Source organism: Microbacterium aoyamense (assembly GCF_023155855.1).
Taxonomy (GTDB): Bacteria; Actinomycetota; Actinomycetes; order Actinomycetales; family Microbacteriaceae; genus Microbacterium; species Microbacterium aoyamense.
The window spans coordinates 390,551-406,225 of record NZ_JAKNUT010000001.1; the positions used below are offsets into that span (position 1 = coordinate 390,551).

The 15,675-nt window shown below is 65.6% G+C and carries 17 protein-coding genes; 7 read left to right on the forward strand and 10 right to left on the reverse strand.

The features are described from left to right. Positions 1 to 2 precede the first annotated feature (2 nt). Positions 3 to 440, forward strand: a complete 438-nt coding sequence (locus MA876_RS02260) for an Lrp/AsnC family transcriptional regulator (RefSeq protein WP_248145680.1) — start codon at positions 3 to 5, stop codon at positions 438 to 440. Positions 441 to 827: 387 nt separating this feature from the next. Here MA876_RS02260 and MA876_RS02265 read toward each other — a convergent pair whose 3' ends face one another. Both MA876_RS02265 and MA876_RS02270 read right to left on the reverse strand, forming a co-directional pair. Next, a complete protein-coding gene (locus MA876_RS02265) occupies positions 828 to 3,296 on the reverse strand; it encodes a glycoside hydrolase family 2 TIM barrel-domain containing protein (RefSeq protein ID WP_248145682.1) in 2,469 nt (822 codons plus the stop codon). A 9-nt stretch (positions 3,297 to 3,305) separates the two neighbouring features. Next, positions 3,306 to 4,619 (reverse strand): MFS transporter, encoded by a 1,314-nt coding sequence (locus tag MA876_RS02270; RefSeq protein ID WP_248145683.1) that lies wholly within the window; start codon positions 4,617 to 4,619, stop codon positions 3,306 to 3,308. A gap of 182 nt (positions 4,620 to 4,801) precedes the next feature. Between MA876_RS02270 and MA876_RS02275 the strand changes: the two genes are divergently transcribed. After that, on the forward strand, positions 4,802 to 5,434 hold the full coding sequence (locus MA876_RS02275; protein ID WP_248145685.1) for a TetR/AcrR family transcriptional regulator C-terminal domain-containing protein: 633 nt from the start codon (positions 4,802 to 4,804) through the stop codon (positions 5,432 to 5,434). Positions 5,435 to 5,470: 36 nt separating this feature from the next. Here MA876_RS02275 and MA876_RS02280 read toward each other — a convergent pair whose 3' ends face one another. From MA876_RS02280 to MA876_RS02305, 6 genes are read right to left on the reverse strand one after another with little or no spacing between them, the layout of a single operon-like run. Further along, positions 5,471 to 5,878 (reverse strand): (R)-mandelonitrile lyase, encoded by a 408-nt coding sequence (locus tag MA876_RS02280; RefSeq protein ID WP_248145687.1) that lies wholly within the window; start codon positions 5,876 to 5,878, stop codon positions 5,471 to 5,473. 2 nt (positions 5,879 to 5,880) lie between these two features. After that, complete coding sequence (locus MA876_RS02285) at positions 5,881 to 6,732, reverse strand: aldo/keto reductase (protein WP_248145689.1); 852 nt, start codon at positions 6,730 to 6,732, stop codon at positions 5,881 to 5,883. A 26-nt stretch (positions 6,733 to 6,758) separates the two neighbouring features. Beyond that, the gene (locus MA876_RS02290) at positions 6,759 to 7,742 is read right to left on the reverse strand and encodes an aldo/keto reductase (protein ID WP_248145691.1); all 984 of its coding nucleotides are present in this window, start codon (positions 7,740 to 7,742) and stop codon (positions 6,759 to 6,761) included. 13 nt (positions 7,743 to 7,755) lie between these two features. Beyond that, a complete protein-coding gene (locus MA876_RS02295) occupies positions 7,756 to 8,127 on the reverse strand; it encodes a DUF2255 family protein (protein WP_248145693.1) in 372 nt (123 codons plus the stop codon). After that, positions 8,124 to 9,563 carry an MFS transporter gene (locus MA876_RS02300; protein WP_248145703.1) on the reverse strand — a complete coding sequence of 480 codons (1,440 nt, stop codon included), beginning with the start codon at positions 9,561 to 9,563 and terminating at the stop codon, positions 8,124 to 8,126. The genes MA876_RS02295 and MA876_RS02300 overlap by 4 nt, the downstream gene beginning before the upstream one ends. Continuing rightward, a complete protein-coding gene (locus MA876_RS02305) occupies positions 9,560 to 10,396 on the reverse strand; it encodes an oxidoreductase (protein WP_248145705.1) in 837 nt (278 codons plus the stop codon). Before MA876_RS02305 ends, MA876_RS02300 begins: the two co-directional genes overlap by 4 nt. A 123-nt stretch (positions 10,397 to 10,519) precedes the next feature. Between MA876_RS02305 and MA876_RS02310 the strand changes: the two genes are divergently transcribed. Beyond that, the gene (locus MA876_RS02310) at positions 10,520 to 11,383 is read left to right on the forward strand and encodes a helix-turn-helix transcriptional regulator (RefSeq protein WP_248145707.1); all 864 of its coding nucleotides are present in this window, start codon (positions 10,520 to 10,522) and stop codon (positions 11,381 to 11,383) included. Then, on the forward strand, positions 11,370 to 11,783 hold the full coding sequence (locus MA876_RS02315; RefSeq protein ID WP_248145709.1) for a hypothetical protein: 414 nt from the start codon (positions 11,370 to 11,372) through the stop codon (positions 11,781 to 11,783). Before MA876_RS02310 ends, MA876_RS02315 begins: the two co-directional genes overlap by 14 nt. Before the next feature lie 124 nt (positions 11,784 to 11,907). On the opposite strand, the gene MA876_RS02320 is transcribed toward MA876_RS02315, so the two are convergent. Continuing rightward, the gene (locus tag MA876_RS02320; RefSeq protein WP_248145712.1) at positions 11,908 to 12,321 is read right to left on the reverse strand and encodes a MarR family winged helix-turn-helix transcriptional regulator; all 414 of its coding nucleotides are present in this window, start codon (positions 12,319 to 12,321) and stop codon (positions 11,908 to 11,910) included. A 242-nt stretch (positions 12,322 to 12,563) separates the two neighbouring features. Between MA876_RS02320 and MA876_RS02325 the strand changes: the two genes are divergently transcribed. Beyond that, a complete protein-coding gene (locus MA876_RS02325) occupies positions 12,564 to 13,358 on the forward strand; it encodes an MBL fold metallo-hydrolase (protein WP_248145714.1) in 795 nt (264 codons plus the stop codon). A gap of 103 nt (positions 13,359 to 13,461) precedes the next feature. Here the strand turns inward: MA876_RS02325 and MA876_RS02330 are convergent, their stop codons facing one another. After that, entirely contained in the window at positions 13,462 to 13,980 is a 519-nt protein-coding gene (locus MA876_RS02330) for a MarR family winged helix-turn-helix transcriptional regulator (RefSeq protein WP_248145716.1), read from the reverse strand. A gap of 80 nt (positions 13,981 to 14,060) precedes the next feature. Between MA876_RS02330 and MA876_RS02335 the strand changes: the two genes are divergently transcribed. Both MA876_RS02335 and MA876_RS02340 read left to right on the forward strand, forming a co-directional pair. Beyond that, positions 14,061 to 14,639: an NADPH-dependent F420 reductase gene (locus tag MA876_RS02335; RefSeq protein ID WP_248145718.1), complete on the forward strand. Its 579-nt coding sequence runs from the start codon at positions 14,061 to 14,063 to the stop codon at positions 14,637 to 14,639. Positions 14,640 to 14,667: 28 nt separating this feature from the next. After that, positions 14,668 to 15,576, forward strand: coding sequence for a VOC family protein (locus MA876_RS02340; RefSeq protein ID WP_248145720.1), 909 nt, complete (start codon positions 14,668 to 14,670; stop codon positions 15,574 to 15,576). Positions 15,577 to 15,675 lie beyond the last annotated feature (99 nt).

The following is a 15,675-nucleotide window of genomic DNA, read 5'->3' on the forward strand; positions in this document are numbered from 1 at the left end:
CGATGGATGAGATCGATCTAACGATTCTTGAGGAACTCCGGCGCAATGCGCGTCTTCCCGTCGGGGAGATCGCTCGGCGAGTGGGACTATCGAGCGCGCCGGTCAGCCGCCGGATCGCGAAGCTCGAGAGCGACGGTGTGATCACGGGATACACCGCACTGATCGATGAGTCGACCACCGGTGAAATGGAGGCCTTCACGGAGGTCCGCCTCACCGCCGGAACCGACACAAGCGAGGTCGAGTCCATCGCGAGGGACGTGCCCGAAGTGCAGCAGTTTTACACTATCGCCGGCGATACAGATGCCCTGGTCCGGTTTCGGGTACGCAACGTCGACCACCTGCAGCGAGTGGTCAACGCCATCCGGCGAACGGGGAAGGTCGAGGGGACCAAGACGCTGATCGTCATGCGGGCGTGGGATCGGAGTTCGGGCGACCGGTAGTGCGAGGACCTGAAACCCACGGGCGCGTGAGTGGACCGCCGCAGTATTCCATGACTCAACAGCGTGATGCGGGTTGGACGAGAGCTCTCGCCGCGTACGGGCTGGCCGGGGGCCAGCATCCCGTGGTGAGAACAGAGGCGTTGGCGTGCCCCCGGGTATCAGGCGGGTCCGAACCTGCTTCCGACAGACCCGATGGTGTCGTCCGCGATTCCGCATGATTCGAATGACAGAGCGAAAGCCGCAACTGCTCACCCTCTACGGGAACATCATTCACAGTGCAGAAAGAGTGTTGTGCGGCCGCGATTCTGATGTCCTCGGTTGCACGCCACAGTGATCACACTGGCTCAGGTGCGCTGCACTGCGGACCGGATCCGTTCACCCGAGCAGTCAGGCTGCATGAGCGTCGCCTGTCACCGGCAGATCCACGTATTGCGGCTCGCATCCTTCTGCCGTCGCTGTTACCCGAACGCTCCCCTCCCGGCTGCCCGCTCGCACGACGGCAAGAACACGCCCGAAGTACGTCGAGTGCTCACTGGAGGTGAAGACCTCTTCGGTGATCGCCTCCCCGCTTCCGAGTCCGAGAAGTGTCGCCGGCCCGTCGACATCGATCTTGACGAGCCGATCGGCGAGCGGGCGCACCGTCCCTGCCGAATCGGTCACCTCAACGGTCACGAACGCGAGATCCTGTCCATCTGCCCGCAGGGTCGTCGTCTCGGCTGTCATGCGGAGCGAGAGTTCCTCGCTGGCGGTCCGAAGCGACGTGCTGCCCAGCTCGGCACCGTTCGAATCGAACGAGATCGCCACGAGCTCACCGGGCTCGTATGGGACCCGAAACGTCGAGAGGTAGCCGACCGACGCGCCCGATCGCTCGCGGCCGAGGGTGACTCCGTTGAGCCGCAGCTCCACGTGGTCGGCGTCCGCGTAGACCTCAACGACGGCATTCCGCCCCTCGTAGCCCTCCCAGCTCCAGCTCTGCAGCGAGCTCGTCGATCGCCAGCTCGAGATCGTCTGCTTCTCGCCCGAGCGATTGACCGGCTGCACCGCGAGGTGCGGTCCCGCGCGAAGCCCCCATGCGATCTCGTTCAGGTACGACTGCGTCTGCCGATGACCGGTGATGTCGATGTTGGGGGTGCCTGCGGCGAGCGCCGGATACGGCTGGTAGAGCCGGGCGCGGTCGTTGTAGCGGATCGTGGCGAGCCCCCCCTCGCCGAGGTAGTCCCAGCCGGTCCATACGAAGTCGCCGATGACGTGAGGTTGGTCCGCAATGTCGCGCCAGATTGCGACGGTCTGCGTCGCGGGGTCTTCGGAACCCACCATCACGCGCGACGGATGGAGACGGGCGTCTCCTCGGAAGCGTGAAGCCATGTAGTTGTACCCCGCGACGTCTACGGTCGCGAAGGCATCACGGGTCTTCATGTCGACAGCGCGCAGCTTCAGCAGTCGCGGCATGATCTTCGTCATTGCCCCCATCATCAGGTTGAGGAGCAAGATGAGATTCTTGTTCGCCTCCTGTCGCCCTGCTGCTCGAGCGGCCGCCGCCTTCGACTGCACCTTCTGCTCGTCTGCGGGCGCCACCAGATTAAGGAAGGCATTGATGCAGTTCGTGACGGGCCTCGAAGGGTCGAGTGTGCGTGCTCGTCCGGCGAGCGTCCGGCTCGTCTCGACCCCGGCCGGCGTAGCCGTCTCGCCGATTTCGTTTCCGATCGAGTACATGATCACGGACGGATGATTGAAGTCCTTCTCGATCATTGCCTCGAGGTCGGCCTCCCACCACTGGGGGAATTCGAGCGACGAGTCGAAGTTGACCTTCGGTCGAGTCCAGGCGTCTGCGAGCTCGTCCATCACGAGCATCCCCATCTCGTCGCACGCGCGCAGGAGCGCCCTCGATGCCGGGTTGTGGGCGCTGCGGATCGCATTGAAGCCGCTCTCCTTCAGGATCCGCACGCGGCGCCGCTCCGCGGCTTCGAGCGTGTGAGCCCCGATGACGCCGTTGTCGTGATGGATCGCTGCCCCCCGAAGCTTGACGGAAACACCGTTGATCCGCAGTCCATAAAGGGAGTCGACGTCGATGGTGCGAATGCCGAACCGATCTTGGCTCGCATCGACCTCGCCCTCCAGCGTCTCTATGCGGGCATCGATGTCGTAGAGAGCAGGTGTGTCCGGCGACCAGACAAGCGCGTTCTCGATTCGGACCATGTGGATGACCTCGCACGACCCGGGAGTCGCGGTCAGCTCTGAGCTGGTCTGCGTCCTCCGGCCGTCAGGGCCGCTCAGCACGGCCCGAACCCGCGCGTGCAGCGCCCGATTCGCCGAGTTCTCGAGAGGAATGCGGATCTCGACCGTCGCGTCCGCGCCGTCGATCGACACTGTGCGGGCGCGCGGCCCTGCCGGGCCGATGCGCAGTTCAGGCCCGGTGAGAATGTGCACGGGACGATAGATACCGCTGCCGGTATACCAGCGGCTGTTCGGCTCGTCGGCGTTGTCCACGACGACCTCGATGAGGTTTTCGCCACCGATCACGAGCTCATGGGTCAACGGGACCCGGAACTCCGCGTACCCCGACGGCCGTCCGCCGATGGAGCGACCGTTGAGGAGCACCTGCGAACGCTGGTAGACCCCCTCGAACTCGAGCAGCACGCACCGATCGCGCCACTCCTCTGGTGCGGTGAAGCGCTTGGTGTAGCGATAGCGACCGCCGGGGAAGTAGCCCGTATTATGCGCGTTGGCGCAGTCCGGTTGGCGGATCTCGTACATCATCGCGTCATGCGGCAACGTGAGTGGTCCCGCGGGTCGAGTCCGACGACCGGGAGTGAGCGTTTCGACGAACCAGTCGTCGTGGAACGGTTGACGGAGCATCCCGCTGCCTCAGCGCACCCGCTTGATGAACATCACCGCGATCGCACCGATCACGCTGAAGACCATCATCACCACGAAGAGGGATGGATAGCCCACCGTGCTGATGAGCAGACCGCCGAGAGCGGGGGTGACGATCTGCGGTGCGCCGTTCGCGACGCTGATCACGCCGATGTCCCGCCCGGCGTCCTCGATGTTCGGCAGGACGCGCGATATAAGCGCCTGATCGACCGCGAGGTACGCCCCGAACGCGAGGCCGGCGACGCTCATTCCGATCAGGATTCCGGTGAACGTCGGCAGGACGAGGGGGATCACCGCGGCCGGCACGAAAAGGAGCGAGGACGCCACGACGAAGATCTTCAGCCGGCCCACTTTGTCGGCGAGGACGCCGCCCGCGATCGCTGCGACCATCGTGAACAGGATGCTGACGCCGCTTACCTGGACGATGGCAGCCGATGCGGCACCGGTCGACCCATCGCCGACTGCGATGTAGTCGCGTAGGAGGAAGAGCATCATCCCCTGGACGATGAAGTAGCCGAAGAAGGTGAGGAATCGACCAACGAAGGTGAGCCAGAAGTCGCGCTCCGTCCGCAGGCTCGGCAGCGGCGACTTCTCGCGAGGCGTGGCGCTATCGACGGCCTCGAGATCGGAGGAAGAGAGATCTTTCGTGAAGAACGCGAACACGGCGCCGACGAGTACCAACTGCGCAGCGATCAGACAGTAGGCGAGCATCGGTGACTCGGTCAAGCCGCCGATCGCCACGCCGATGAACGTGCCGAGAAGGCCGAGAGTGCCCGAGAGGCCCGACATCGTGCCACGCACGCGGACGGGCACTCTTTCTGGAAGCACCGCAGCCATTGCCGTCTGATATCCGGTGAGTGGCCAGATCGCGACCGCCCAGACGATGCCCAGGACGAGCGCGTTTGGCGCGAGTCCGGTCGCGATGAGAGCGGCGGCGCCGACCACGGCCGAGCCCAGGATCCAGATGTTCCGCCGCCCGAGGAATCGGACGCGCGTGCGATCGGACGCGAACCCCAGGACGGGCCCGGCGATGAGCCCGAAGATGGCCGCGAAGCTGACGACGACACCCAGCGTCCCCGCGTCGTCAGGGCCGCCCGAGCCGAAGGCTGCGACTTGCCGCGCGAGAAGCACCTGGAGCGCAGAGCCCCAGACGATCGAGAGACTCAGAAGGCCGAGAGGGTAGAGGACCCACAGCCGCTTGGACATGGTCGCCGGCCCCTCGTTCGGGTCGAGCGCTCGCGGCGCATGGTCGGCCGCGCCCGCGGGAATCGGCGCACCCGCTATGGGTGCCAGTTCGTCAGTCATGTCTTCTCCATCGAAGTCGAGGCTCGGTGTGCTTAATTCATGCGCTTGAAAAATAGCACCAATTCCGGGGGAGCGAGCCGTAGACTTATCCGCGAACCGGAAGAAATCGAGTGACCGACCAGATCGACCAGCCGAAAAGACGGGGCCGACCCGCTCGCATCAGCCGCGAAAGGATCATCGACGTGGCGCGCTCGATGGAGCCCTCCACGCTCACGATGAGGGCCGTCGCCGCCGAGCTCGGCGTCGATCCCTCGGCGGTGAACTATCACGTCACGGATCGCAACACCCTCCTCGAGCTCGTCGCGGAGGACGTCGTTCTTTCGCAGATCGACGGCGCCCGGCTTCCCGACGAAGCGGACTGGCGCGACGCTCTCCGCATCTTCGCCGCGAGGCTTCGAGGCGCGGTGATCCGCAGCGGGTCTCACAGCCCGTACTTCCGCTTTCCCGCCGGCGGGGCGCCCCACGCGCTCGGTATCGTCGAGGACCTCTCCGAGCGACTCGCCCGCGCCGGAATGGATGCCGACGACACGATCCGAGCGGTCACGGCGGTCAACCAGATCACTTTTGCCGCCGCGCGCGAGGCGGTTCTCACTGCGGATGGTCGCCAGCATCCTCAGTTGGCAGAGATGAAGCGAGCGCTCGGTGAACTCGATGCCGATGGACTGCGCGGTGCGAGGGCAGTCATCGAGCGCTGGGAACCAGGATCCGACGTTCAGTTCGAGTACAACATCGAGCTACTCATCGCCGGGATCGAGCATCGACTCGCGGCGGCGAAACCCACGTCCAACACCGGGCCCGGGCGCACCGCCAGTTGAGCCGAACGGGTCAGTCCACTCCCCGATCACGGGACCTCAGGACGATGCTCTTCGGCACTCGGCCGCGGTGACGTGCTCCTTCCAGACAGTTGTCTCGGAGGGGTTGTCCGCATTCTCGATCATCGCGATGTGCTCCATGAACGCGTCTTCGGACGCGGAATGGAAGTGGTCCTCGCCCGGCGGGGTATAGATCGTCTGGCCGGCGCGGACTTCGACGATCCGCCCGTCCCGTGTTCCGAATCGACCCACGCCGGAGGTCACCCGCAGGTACTGGCCCCGCGCATGGGAGTGCCAGGCGGTGCGAGCGCCCGGAGCGAACCGGACGAGCGCGACGACCATGCGTTGGCCCGACTCATGAGGTGAGGCGATCTGGTCGACCCAGACGTCGCCGGCGAACCTCTCGGAGGGACCTTTGGTGGTCGGCGCGCTCGGTTCGATGTTCATCCTCACGCCTCGAGACGGCGGGCGCTGAGCCAGCGGACCATGTCCGGGTCGCGGTGGTCGAAGAACTGCGACGTCGCCTCGTCGAGTGCGGCGATCTGCGTGAAGTCGCCGTCCGTGAGCTCGAAGTCGAACACGTCGAGGTTCTGCGCCATGCGTTCTGGACTGACGGTCTTGGGGATCACGACGACGTCGCGCTGGATCATCCAGCGCAGCACGACCTGTGCGACGGACTTGCCGTACTTCGCGCCGATCTCGGACAGCACAGGGTTGCTGAAGAGGTCGTTCTTGCCTTCGGCGAAGGGCCCCCACGACTCGTGCTGGACGTTCTCGGCCACGAGGACGTCGTGCGCGGCCGCTTGCTGGTGGAACGGATTGGTCTCGATCTGGTTCACCGCAGGACGGATCTCGTTGTTGGCGATCAGATCGAGGATGCGGTCGGCGGGAAAGTTCGAGACGCCGATGGCCCGTGCGCGACCATCCCGGTTGATCTTTTCCATTGCCCGCCACTGACCGTAGTAGTCGCCGAAGGGCTGGTGGATCAGGTAGAGGTCGACGTAGTCCAGGCCGAGCTTGCGCGCCGAGTCATCGAAAGCCTTCGCGGTGTTCGTCTCGGCCGGAGCATCCTGCACCCACAGCTTGGTCGTGATGAAGAGCTCGTCGCGAGGGACGCCGGACTTCGCGATCGCCGCGCCGACCGCTTCCTCGTTCTGATAGGCGGCCGCGGTGTCGATCGAGCGATAGCCGGCGGCGAGAGCAGCGGTGACCGCCGCTTCGGTCTCTTCGGGGCCGACCTGGAACACGCCGAAGCCGAGGATCGGCATTTCGACGCCGTTGTTGAGTGTGACGTTGTGCATGGTGTGTCCTTTTCTGTCCTGCTGAATCAGTGGAAGTAGGTGGGTGTGCGAGGCACGTATCCGGCCTCGAGGGCGGTGATCTCTTCATCGGTGAGGGTGATGTCGAGGGCTGCGGCGGCGTCGTCGAGGTGACGAGGCTTCGTCGCGCCGGACAGGACGGAGTCCACGACGGGATTCCTCAGCACCCAGGCCAGGGCGATCTGAGCCATCGGCACTCCGCGACGGGCGGCGATCTTCTCGATCGCGTCAACGATGGCGCTGTCGCTGTCGAGGCGGAGCGGGTTGCCGAACATGTCGGTATCGGGGTTTTGCTTCGCCCGCTCGGTGCTCTGATCACCCCAGGGGCGCGCGTTGACACCGGCGTTGAGCGGGCTCCAGGGGATGGAGCCGACACCCTGGTCGGCGAGCAGGCCGAACATTTCCCGCTCCTCCTCGCGGTGGGTGAGGCTGTACTGGTCCTGCATGGAGATGAACTTCGTCCAGCCGTGCAGCTCCGCCGTGTACTGCATCTTCGAGAATCGCCATGCCCACATGGACGATGCGCCGATGTAGCGCACCTTGCCGGACTTGACGACGTCGTGGAGCGCCTCCATCGTCTCCTCCACGGGCACGTCGGGATCGTACCGATGGATCTGGAGCAGGTCGATGAAGTCGGTGTCGAGGCGCTGGAGTGACGCATCCGTCTGCTCGATGATCGCCTTCCGTGACAGGCCGGAGCCCCCGGGTCCCGCGTGCATCGGCCAGAACAGCTTGGTCGCGAGGACGATCTGCTCGCGGGACGCGTACTTCTTGATCGCGCGTCCGACGATCTCCTCGCTGGTGCCGCGTCCGTAGACGTTGGCGGTGTCCCAGAAGGTGATGCCGAGGTCGAGCGCCTGGCGGAAGATCGGCTCGGCGCCGTCGTCATCGAGCGTCCAGTCGCGACCTGTTCCGGGCGCGCCGAAGCTCATGCAGCCGAGCGCGATCCGGCTGACCTTGAGCCCGGAATTTCCGAGGAGCGTGTACTGCATGGGGAGTGTCCTTTCAGATCGATGGGATGACTCGCAGCGTGCGGCCATGGGCCGCCGGCCCGACAACGGTGCCGACCGTCCCCGCGCCGTAGCGGTCGTACTTCGCGTGGTAGGCGGCGTCCAGGGCATCGCCTCCATCGACGACCCGCTCGAAGGCGACGTCTTTCACGACCCCGCCGATGCGGATGCGACCCGAACCCGAAGCCACCGCGCGGCGGAACCACGGATTCTCCTGGCGAGCCGATCGTACGAACACGTCAGAGCCCACGCGGACGGCCCACATCGTCACGAAGCCGCGCAGAGAGCCGTCGGGTCGTCGGGAGGAGAGCTCCAGTTCGTCGACGCGGTCGACGGTCGAGAGTTCGTCCGGTGTCCAGGCGGTCATGATGTCTCCTTGAGATGACGGGTGGCGCGTGAGCGCCAAGGAACGATGAGAGCGACAGCGGCGAGGAGCGCGAGGCCGAGCAGCGCGGCCCCCGCCGTCAGGCCGGTCGCGGTCTCGACGGCGATGCCCGCGGGGGTTGCCGAAGCATCCGCCGTCGACGCCACCGCGACCATGACGCTGACTCCGAGTGCACCGCCGAGCTGATGCGCGACATTGACGACACCGGACGCCGCACCGGCATCTCGAGCACCGATCGCGGTCACGCCCGCGGCGGTGAGCGGCGCGAATCCGATCCCCTGCCCGAGTCCGAGGAGGACCATCGGCAGGGCTATGGCCGGCCAGTACGTGGTCTCGGCGCCCAGGCCGCTGAGCAGGAGCATCCCGCCTGCCGTCACCGCGAGACCGATCACCACGAGCGTCGGGTTGCCGAACCGCTTCGTCAATCGGGAGACCGTCATCGAGAACGCGAACTGGACGACGGTCATCGGGAGGAACGCGAGGCCGGCTTGCAGCGGGCTGAAGCCGAGCACCGCCTGCAGGTACTGACTGATGAAGAAGAAGTAGCCGAAGATCGATCCGGCGAAGAGCATGCGGGCGATGAACGCACCGGCTCGCGATCGATTCGCGAAGATGCGGAGGGGAAGGATCGGGTCGGCGGACCTGGACTCGATGAGGACGAAGCCCGCGAGGGTCGCGAGGCCGATCCCCAGCAGCGCGAGCGCGAACGGGTCCGTCCAGCCGTGATCGGCGGTCCGCGTGACGGCGTAGACGAGGACCGCCATGCCGAGCGTGGACGTCACGGCGCCCGCGATGTCGAAACGACCGGCCCGTGTGAAGGAGGGCTGGATGCAGCGCAACGCCGCGATGATGAGCACCACTCCGATCGGCACGTTGACAAGGAACCCCACGCGCCACGATGTCAGGTCGGCCAGGACGCCGCCGAGCACCAGTCCGAAGCTCGCGCCGAGCCCGGCGACGGATCCGTAGGTCGCGACGGCGCGCGTGCGTGCGGGGCCTTCCGCGAAGTTGGCGGTCAGTAGCGCGAGACTCGTGGGGGCGAGGATGGCGGAGCCGACTCCCTGCACGGCGCGAGCGGCGATGAGGAACTCCCCCGAAGGCGCCAGTCCGATCGCGAGGGAGGCCGTTCCGAAGATCGAGAGTCCGATCACGAACATCCGGCGGCGGCCGAGGATGTCGCCCGCCCGAGCGCCGAGGAGGAGGAGACCGCCGAAGGTGAGCGCGTACGCCGTCTGCACCCATGACAGCCCGGTCGTCGTGAGGTCGAGGTCTGATCGGATGCTCGCGAGGCCGGTGAAGACGATCGAGTTGTCGAGCACGATCATGAAGTAGCTCGTCAGGATGATCGCCAGCAGCACATGCTTCTGAGCGGGCGAGCCGACGACGGTCGGCGTCGAGGAGGTATCGGTGGCGGTCATCGTCCGTCGTCGAACCCGGTCTGCTCGCTGAGATCACGCCACTTCTCGAGCGACGCCAGCTGCGCGGTGAGAACCCGACGGTAGTTGTCGACGGCGTCGCGCCCGATGACCAACAGCTCGGGCGCTTCGCCGGACTCGACGGCGGTGATGATCGCCTGGGCGCCCTTCGCAGGATCGCCGGGCTGGGTGCCGTCGGTATTGTCGTTCTCCTTGCGCCGCGCGCCGGCCGTCTCGGCGTAGTCCTCGATCACCGTGCGGGACTGCGCCAGTGATCGGCCCGCGAAGTCCGTGCGGAACCCACCGGGCTCGACCACCATCGCCGTGATTCCGAGGGGCTCGACCTCACGTCGCAGCGCGCCGTTGAGACCTTCGATGGCGGACTTGACTGCCGCGTAGTATCCAGAGCCGGCGGGCGTCAGGCGCGCTCCGATGGAGGAGAGATTGACGATCGTTCCCGAGCCGCGTCGACGCATCTGCGGGAGCACCGCCTTGATCATCGAGACCGCGCCGAACAGGTGTGTCGCGAAGAGTTGCCGCACATCGTCGTCGTCACCTTCCTCGACGGCGGCGCGGTAGCCGTAGCCCGCGTTGTTCACGAGCACGTCGATGGCGCCGAACCGGTCGATGCCGGCACCGACAGCGGATGGCACCTGCGATGTGTCCGTGACGTCGAGTTCCGCGAAGAGGACCTGTTCGGGATGCGCTTGACCGATTCCATCGAGCTTGTCGAGGTTCCTCGCTGTCGCGATGACGTTGTGACCGTGCGCGACGACGGCTTGCGCGAGCGCGCGGCCGAGCCCGGTAGAGCAGCCGGTGATCAGCCAGGTCGTCACGGTGAAACCCTCCTGCCCGCGGTGTCTCCACGGCGCCACGCTTCATTCAACGCCGACTCCCCGCGTTCAGGCAGGCTCTCGCGGAACCACCCTCATTCGCGCTCCCGGTCGTAGCCTCATTGCATGGACACCGGCAATGAACTGCGGGACTTCCTCGTGTCGCGTCGAGCGAAGGTCTCCCCCGAACAGGCGAAACTTCCGGCCTACGGGGGCAACCGGCGGGTGCCCGGCCTGCGGCGGGAAGAGGTCGCGATGCTCGCCGGCGTGAGCGTCGACTACTACACGAAGCTCGAGCGGGGAGCGGTCGGCGTCGTCTCGGAGGGAGTGTTGGATGCCGTCGCCCGAGCGCTTCAACTGACCCCGACGGAACGGGACCATCTCTTCCACCTGACCGGCACGTCGACCACGATCCGGACCGTCTCACGCCCCGCATCGGCTCAGGTCCGCCCCTCGGTCCAGCGGATCCTCGATGGGCTCACCGACGCCCCGGCGTTCGTCGGCAATAAGACTCGGCATCTCCTCGCGGCGAATTCGCTCGGACGTGCCGTGTTTTCACCGCTCTACGACTTCGAGCCTGACGGCGTCCCGAACAGCGCTCGCTTCATGTTCCTCGATCCGCTCGCCCACGAGTTCTTCCCAGAGTGGCGCAGTGCGTCGGCGAACCTCGCGGCGAACCTCCGACGCGAGCTGGGCACCGACCCGCTCAATCGTGAACTGCAGGCGCTCGTCGACGACCTGAATCGCGAGAGCCGGGACTTTCACGCGCTCTGGAAGGCCCACGACGTCCGCACCCACGACACGGGCTTCAAGGCGGTTCACCATCCGATCGTCGGCGACCTCCACTTGAGCTTCGAAGCAATGGAGCTCCCGAAGGATCCTGGGCAGTCCCTCATCGTCTACGGTGCGGAGCCAGGATCCGAGACCGCGGATCGACTGCGCTTGCTTGCGAGCTGGATCGCGACCGAGAGCACCGATGCGACACGATGATGTCAAGGTCGCTGTGCTCGGCGTCGGGGCGATCGCGGTGGTCGTCACGATGACCGGGTGCGCTGGGTCGCCGTCCGGCGATGAGACATCCATTCCTCCGTCGTCCACGACGTATGAGGACGGCGTCTACGAGGCTCGAGGTTGGTACGGAGGACTGCCGTCGCACCATGATGTGACGCTCACCATCGAGGACGATGTTGTGACGGACGTTGCGATCACCACACCCGCCGAGGACGAGACATCGCTCGGATACCAGCAGCGGTTCGCGCAGGCATTGCCGGATGCCGTCATCGGGCGCCCGATCGATGGGTTGGAGATAGACCGCCTCGCTGGATCGAGCGGCTGCTCCGAGGGCTTCATGGATGCGCTCGAGAAGATCAAGACGCAAGCACGCAACTAGACCGGGCCGATCGTGCGGCGGACCGCGTCGACGTCGCGGCCGAGGGTGAGACAGTTGTGACGTCCAGCTCGCCCATGCCCATTGTTGCCTGCGACTTCGAACGCGGAGCGAGGCGCGGTCGGAGTCACGGGATCGCTGGGGATTCGAGTCGTTCGATGAGTTTGTCCGCGATGTCGGCAAGCAGTGTGACTTCCTCGTCGTCCAGCACCGCCAGGAGCGGGTCGCGCACGATCCTCATCTGCTGAGGCGCGATGCGGCGGACGAAAGCGACGCCGCTGTCGGTGAGCACCGCGTCCCAGGACTTGCCGCGTGTCTCGCTGTCGACCTTCGTCAGTAGGCCGAGCGCTTCGAGCCGCTTGATGGCGTGGCTGAGCCGACTCGGTGAGAACCGGAGCTCGCCGGAGAGCACCTTCAGCCGCATCCGCTTCCCAGGGGCGTCATAGATGAGCGCGAGCACCTTGTAGAACGCATGCGGCAGCCCGCCGTCGGTATGCGTGTGCTTGTCGAGGGCGGCCTCGACCAGATGGGAGAGGAGCACGAGCGATTCGAAGGCATGTCGAGCATCTCGTCCTGACTCGGAAGAGGAATTCTTCGACATCCGGACAGAGTACCGGGAATAGCATCCGTGACTTCAACTTTGAAGTCACGGATGCGACAGAGAGTCGCGGGAGACGAGAGTCACCATGAACGGGCCACGGTGAAGGCCGTCCTCGTCATGGACGAGGAATCCGCTTCAGCCATCTGAAATCCCACCCAAACCGATCAGCAAGGAGCACCACCGTGAATGGCACCGTCGAAAAGACCGAACGGGCAACCGTCACCATCCACACCTACACATCGCCCGAGTCGGGCCTGGCCGCGAATACGCACATCATCGAGCTTGCAACCCAAGTGCTCGTCCTCGACACCCAGTACGGCGTGCCATTCGCGATCGAAGCAGCCGAACTGGCGCACTCGCTGGGCAAGCCGGTCACCCGCGTCTACGTGTCGCACGATCATCCCGATCACTTCTTCGGGGCTGGATTCTTCCGTGCGCCTGTCTACGCGCTCGCCGAGACACAGGCATCGATCGCCGCCGCCGGCGACGCGATGCTCGCAGGCAACAAGGTCGTCGCCGGTGACTTCGTGCCCGATTCGGTCGTCGTCCCGGGGGAGATCGTCGCTCCGGGGGTTGAGGTCATCGACGGTGTCCGCTTCGAATTCACCGCTGTGCGCGACGCGGAAGCAGACGTGATGCTCACGATCGCGCTCCCCGAAGAGGGCATCGTCATGGCGCAAGACCTGGTGTACGACAACCTCCACCTCTTCATCGCCGGAGGACACCTGGACGGCTGGGCGAACGCCGTCCGAGCCCTGAGGGAGAAGGACTACACGACCGTCCTTCCCGGTCACGGCGCACCTGGCGGCGCAGAGCTGTACGACTTCGTTCTGGACTACCTGGCTGGCGCGGCACACGCCCTGGCCGCCGCCGCCGATGCCGATGAGCTCAAGAGCTCGTTGGTGGCCGCCTTCCCCGACGCGGGCGGAGTGGGGCTTCTCGACATCCAGAACGGATACCTCTTCCCCCAGCAGTGAGCACCCGGATTCCCCCTCGATCCCTCCCGGGATTGCGGGGGGAGTCCGGATGGGTGTGGTGGGGAATCGGGTTGCCCGCAGCGTGAAGGTCTCACATACCCGGTCAGGGGGAGCGGACCGGATCGGCCGCGCAGGCTTCGGCGACGCCGTCAGCCGTCACCGCCAGCCGACGATCAGGGTCGAGACGGGTGAGGATGTTCAGTGACAAGGAGGCGAACTGCTCGACGCCTTCTTCATCGAGACCGTTCAGGACGATCCTCTGTACCGCATCGTCGTACAGCGGACGCGCTTCGCCGAAGAGGAGCACTCCGGCATCGGTGAGAACGGCATTCGTCGCTCTACCGTCCTCCTCACACGGTGCGCGCAGGACAAGATCCTTGCGTTCGAGCCCGGTCACCACTCGTGATAGCCGTGCGAGCGTCGCGTTGGTGCGGGACGCGAGTGCGGTCAACCGCAGTCGGTGATTCTCGGCTCCGTGCAGGGCTTCGAGCAGCGTGAACTCGAACGACGTGAGCCCCGCCGGAGCCAGTTCCTTGTCCAGGGCGGTCGGCAGAAGCTCCAGCAACGCATGCAGGCGCGCCACAGCGACTCGTTGTTCGTACGTCAGGTCGTTGTCGCTCATGAACTCCAGCTTACCTTTGTTTGTAGGTACAAGTAATCTTTGCTAGTGTTACTTGTACCTACAACTAATTAGGAGCACTCATGACCTCTTTCACCATCATCGGGACCGGCAACATGGCGAACGCCATCGGCGGGATCGTCGCGGACGGCGGGAACGACGTGACGTTCATCTCGCAGTCCGACACGGGGACGGCGCCACTCACCGGCGACGTCGTCGTCCTGGCAGTCCCCTATCCGGCCGTCGACAGCATCATCGATGCGTACTCGGATCAGCTCGCCGGCAAGATCGTCGTCGACATCACCAACCCGCTGAACTTCGAGACCTTCGACTCCCTCGTCGTGCCCGCAGCGAGCTCGGCCGCCGCCGAGATCCAGGCGAAGGTCCCCTCAGCGAAGGTTCTCAAAGCGTTCAACACCACGTTCGCAGGCACCCTGGCCACGAAGCGCGTTGGCGACAGCGACACGACCGTGCTCATCGCCGGCGACGACGCGGCTGCCAAGCAGACGCTCGCGGCAGTCGTGGAGGCAGGCGGCGTGAAGACACTCGATGCCGGCGCTCTGTCTCGTGCACGTGAACTCGAAGCCCTCGGGTTCCTCCAGCTCACTCTCGCCGTCGGGGAGAAGATGAGCTGGACCGGTGGCTTCGCCACCGTTCGCTGATCCCGTCCACACCCGCTTGGAGCACATGATGAGCAGTCTCGACGAGCGAACCATCAACCCCGAGACGACGATGGATGCCGTCACACTGCGCGTCGGCGACCTGGAAGGCATGTCGTCGTACTACGCGAATGCGCTCGCCCTGACTCCGCTCGAGGAACGTGCTCGCGGTCGCGAGGTGCGGAGGGTTCTCGGCCGCGGCGACGTCCCCCTGCTCCAGCTGATCCACACACCCGGCCTGCCTGCTGTGGACCCGCGGCAGGCCGGGTTGTTCCACACTGCCTTCTTGTTCGACGATGAGAGCAGTCTCGCCGGCACCGTCTACCGCGCCGCGCAGAACCCGCGGAGCCGATTCACCGGGTCCAGCGACCACCTCGTGAGTGAGGCGTTCTACTTCACAGATCCTGAGGGCAACGGTGTCGAGCTCTACCGCGATCGCCCGCGCGACACGTGGTCGTACGTCAACGGCGAGATCCAGATGGCTACGAACTACCTCGACCCCAACGCCTACCTGCAGCAGCACCTGACCCAGACCGCGCTCGACGCCACCCCTTCCTCGGCCGGCCGAGTCGGTCACGTGCATCTCCAGGTAGGCGATGTCGCCGTCGCCAGGAAGTTCTACATCGACGCGCTGGGATTCGAGCCGACGGCATCGGTACACCCAGGAGCGCTCTTCGCCTCAGCGGGCGGCTACCACCACCACGTCGCGATGAACACCTGGCAGTCCGCCGGCGCCGGGCCGCGAGCGGCCAGCCTCGGACTGGGCGACGTCGCCATCTCGGTGCCGAACCGCGAAGATCTTGACGCGCTCACGGTGCGCCTACGCGACGAGAAGGTGCCGTTTGCGTCAGACGGCCGGACCGTCCGTGTGAACGATCCATGGGGAACACAGGTCTCGGTGTCGACCGCCGGACTGACGACCGACGAGCTACTCGCCTGACCAAAGCGAGGAGCCACGACCCCGCGCTCATCGGTGGCTCGGCTCGGCGCGAACGGTGGGATTCGGCCTTCGCCAAGAGTCGCATCAACTGATCGGACC

Excerpts from the sequence above, each read along its gene's own strand:
- MA876_RS02260 (WP_248145680.1), top strand. The coding sequence starts at position 3 with ATGGATGAGATCGATCTAACGATTCTTGAGGAACTCCGGCGCAATGCG.
- MA876_RS02265 (WP_248145682.1), bottom strand. The coding sequence starts at position 3,296 with ATGCTCCGTCAACCGTTCCACGACGACTGGTTCGTCGAAACGCTCACT.
- MA876_RS02270 (WP_248145683.1), bottom strand. The coding sequence starts at position 4,619 with ATGACTGACGAACTGGCACCCATAGCGGGTGCGCCGATTCCCGCGGGC.
- MA876_RS02280 (WP_248145687.1), bottom strand. The coding sequence starts at position 5,878 with ATGAACATCGAACCGAGCGCGCCGACCACCAAAGGTCCCTCCGAGAGG.
- MA876_RS02285 (WP_248145689.1), bottom strand. The coding sequence starts at position 6,732 with ATGCACAACGTCACACTCAACAACGGCGTCGAAATGCCGATCCTCGGC.
- MA876_RS02290 (WP_248145691.1), bottom strand. The coding sequence starts at position 7,742 with ATGCAGTACACGCTCCTCGGAAATTCCGGGCTCAAGGTCAGCCGGATC.
- MA876_RS02295 (WP_248145693.1), bottom strand. The coding sequence starts at position 8,127 with ATGACCGCCTGGACACCGGACGAACTCTCGACCGTCGACCGCGTCGAC.
- MA876_RS02300 (WP_248145703.1), bottom strand. The coding sequence starts at position 9,563 with ATGACCGCCACCGATACCTCCTCGACGCCGACCGTCGTCGGCTCGCCC.
- MA876_RS02310 (WP_248145707.1), top strand. The coding sequence starts at position 10,520 with ATGGACACCGGCAATGAACTGCGGGACTTCCTCGTGTCGCGTCGAGCG.
- MA876_RS02315 (WP_248145709.1), top strand. The coding sequence starts at position 11,370 with ATGCGACACGATGATGTCAAGGTCGCTGTGCTCGGCGTCGGGGCGATC.
- MA876_RS02330 (WP_248145716.1), bottom strand. The coding sequence starts at position 13,980 with ATGAGCGACAACGACCTGACGTACGAACAACGAGTCGCTGTGGCGCGC.
- MA876_RS02335 (WP_248145718.1), top strand. The coding sequence starts at position 14,061 with ATGACCTCTTTCACCATCATCGGGACCGGCAACATGGCGAACGCCATC.
- MA876_RS02340 (WP_248145720.1), top strand. The coding sequence starts at position 14,668 with ATGAGCAGTCTCGACGAGCGAACCATCAACCCCGAGACGACGATGGAT.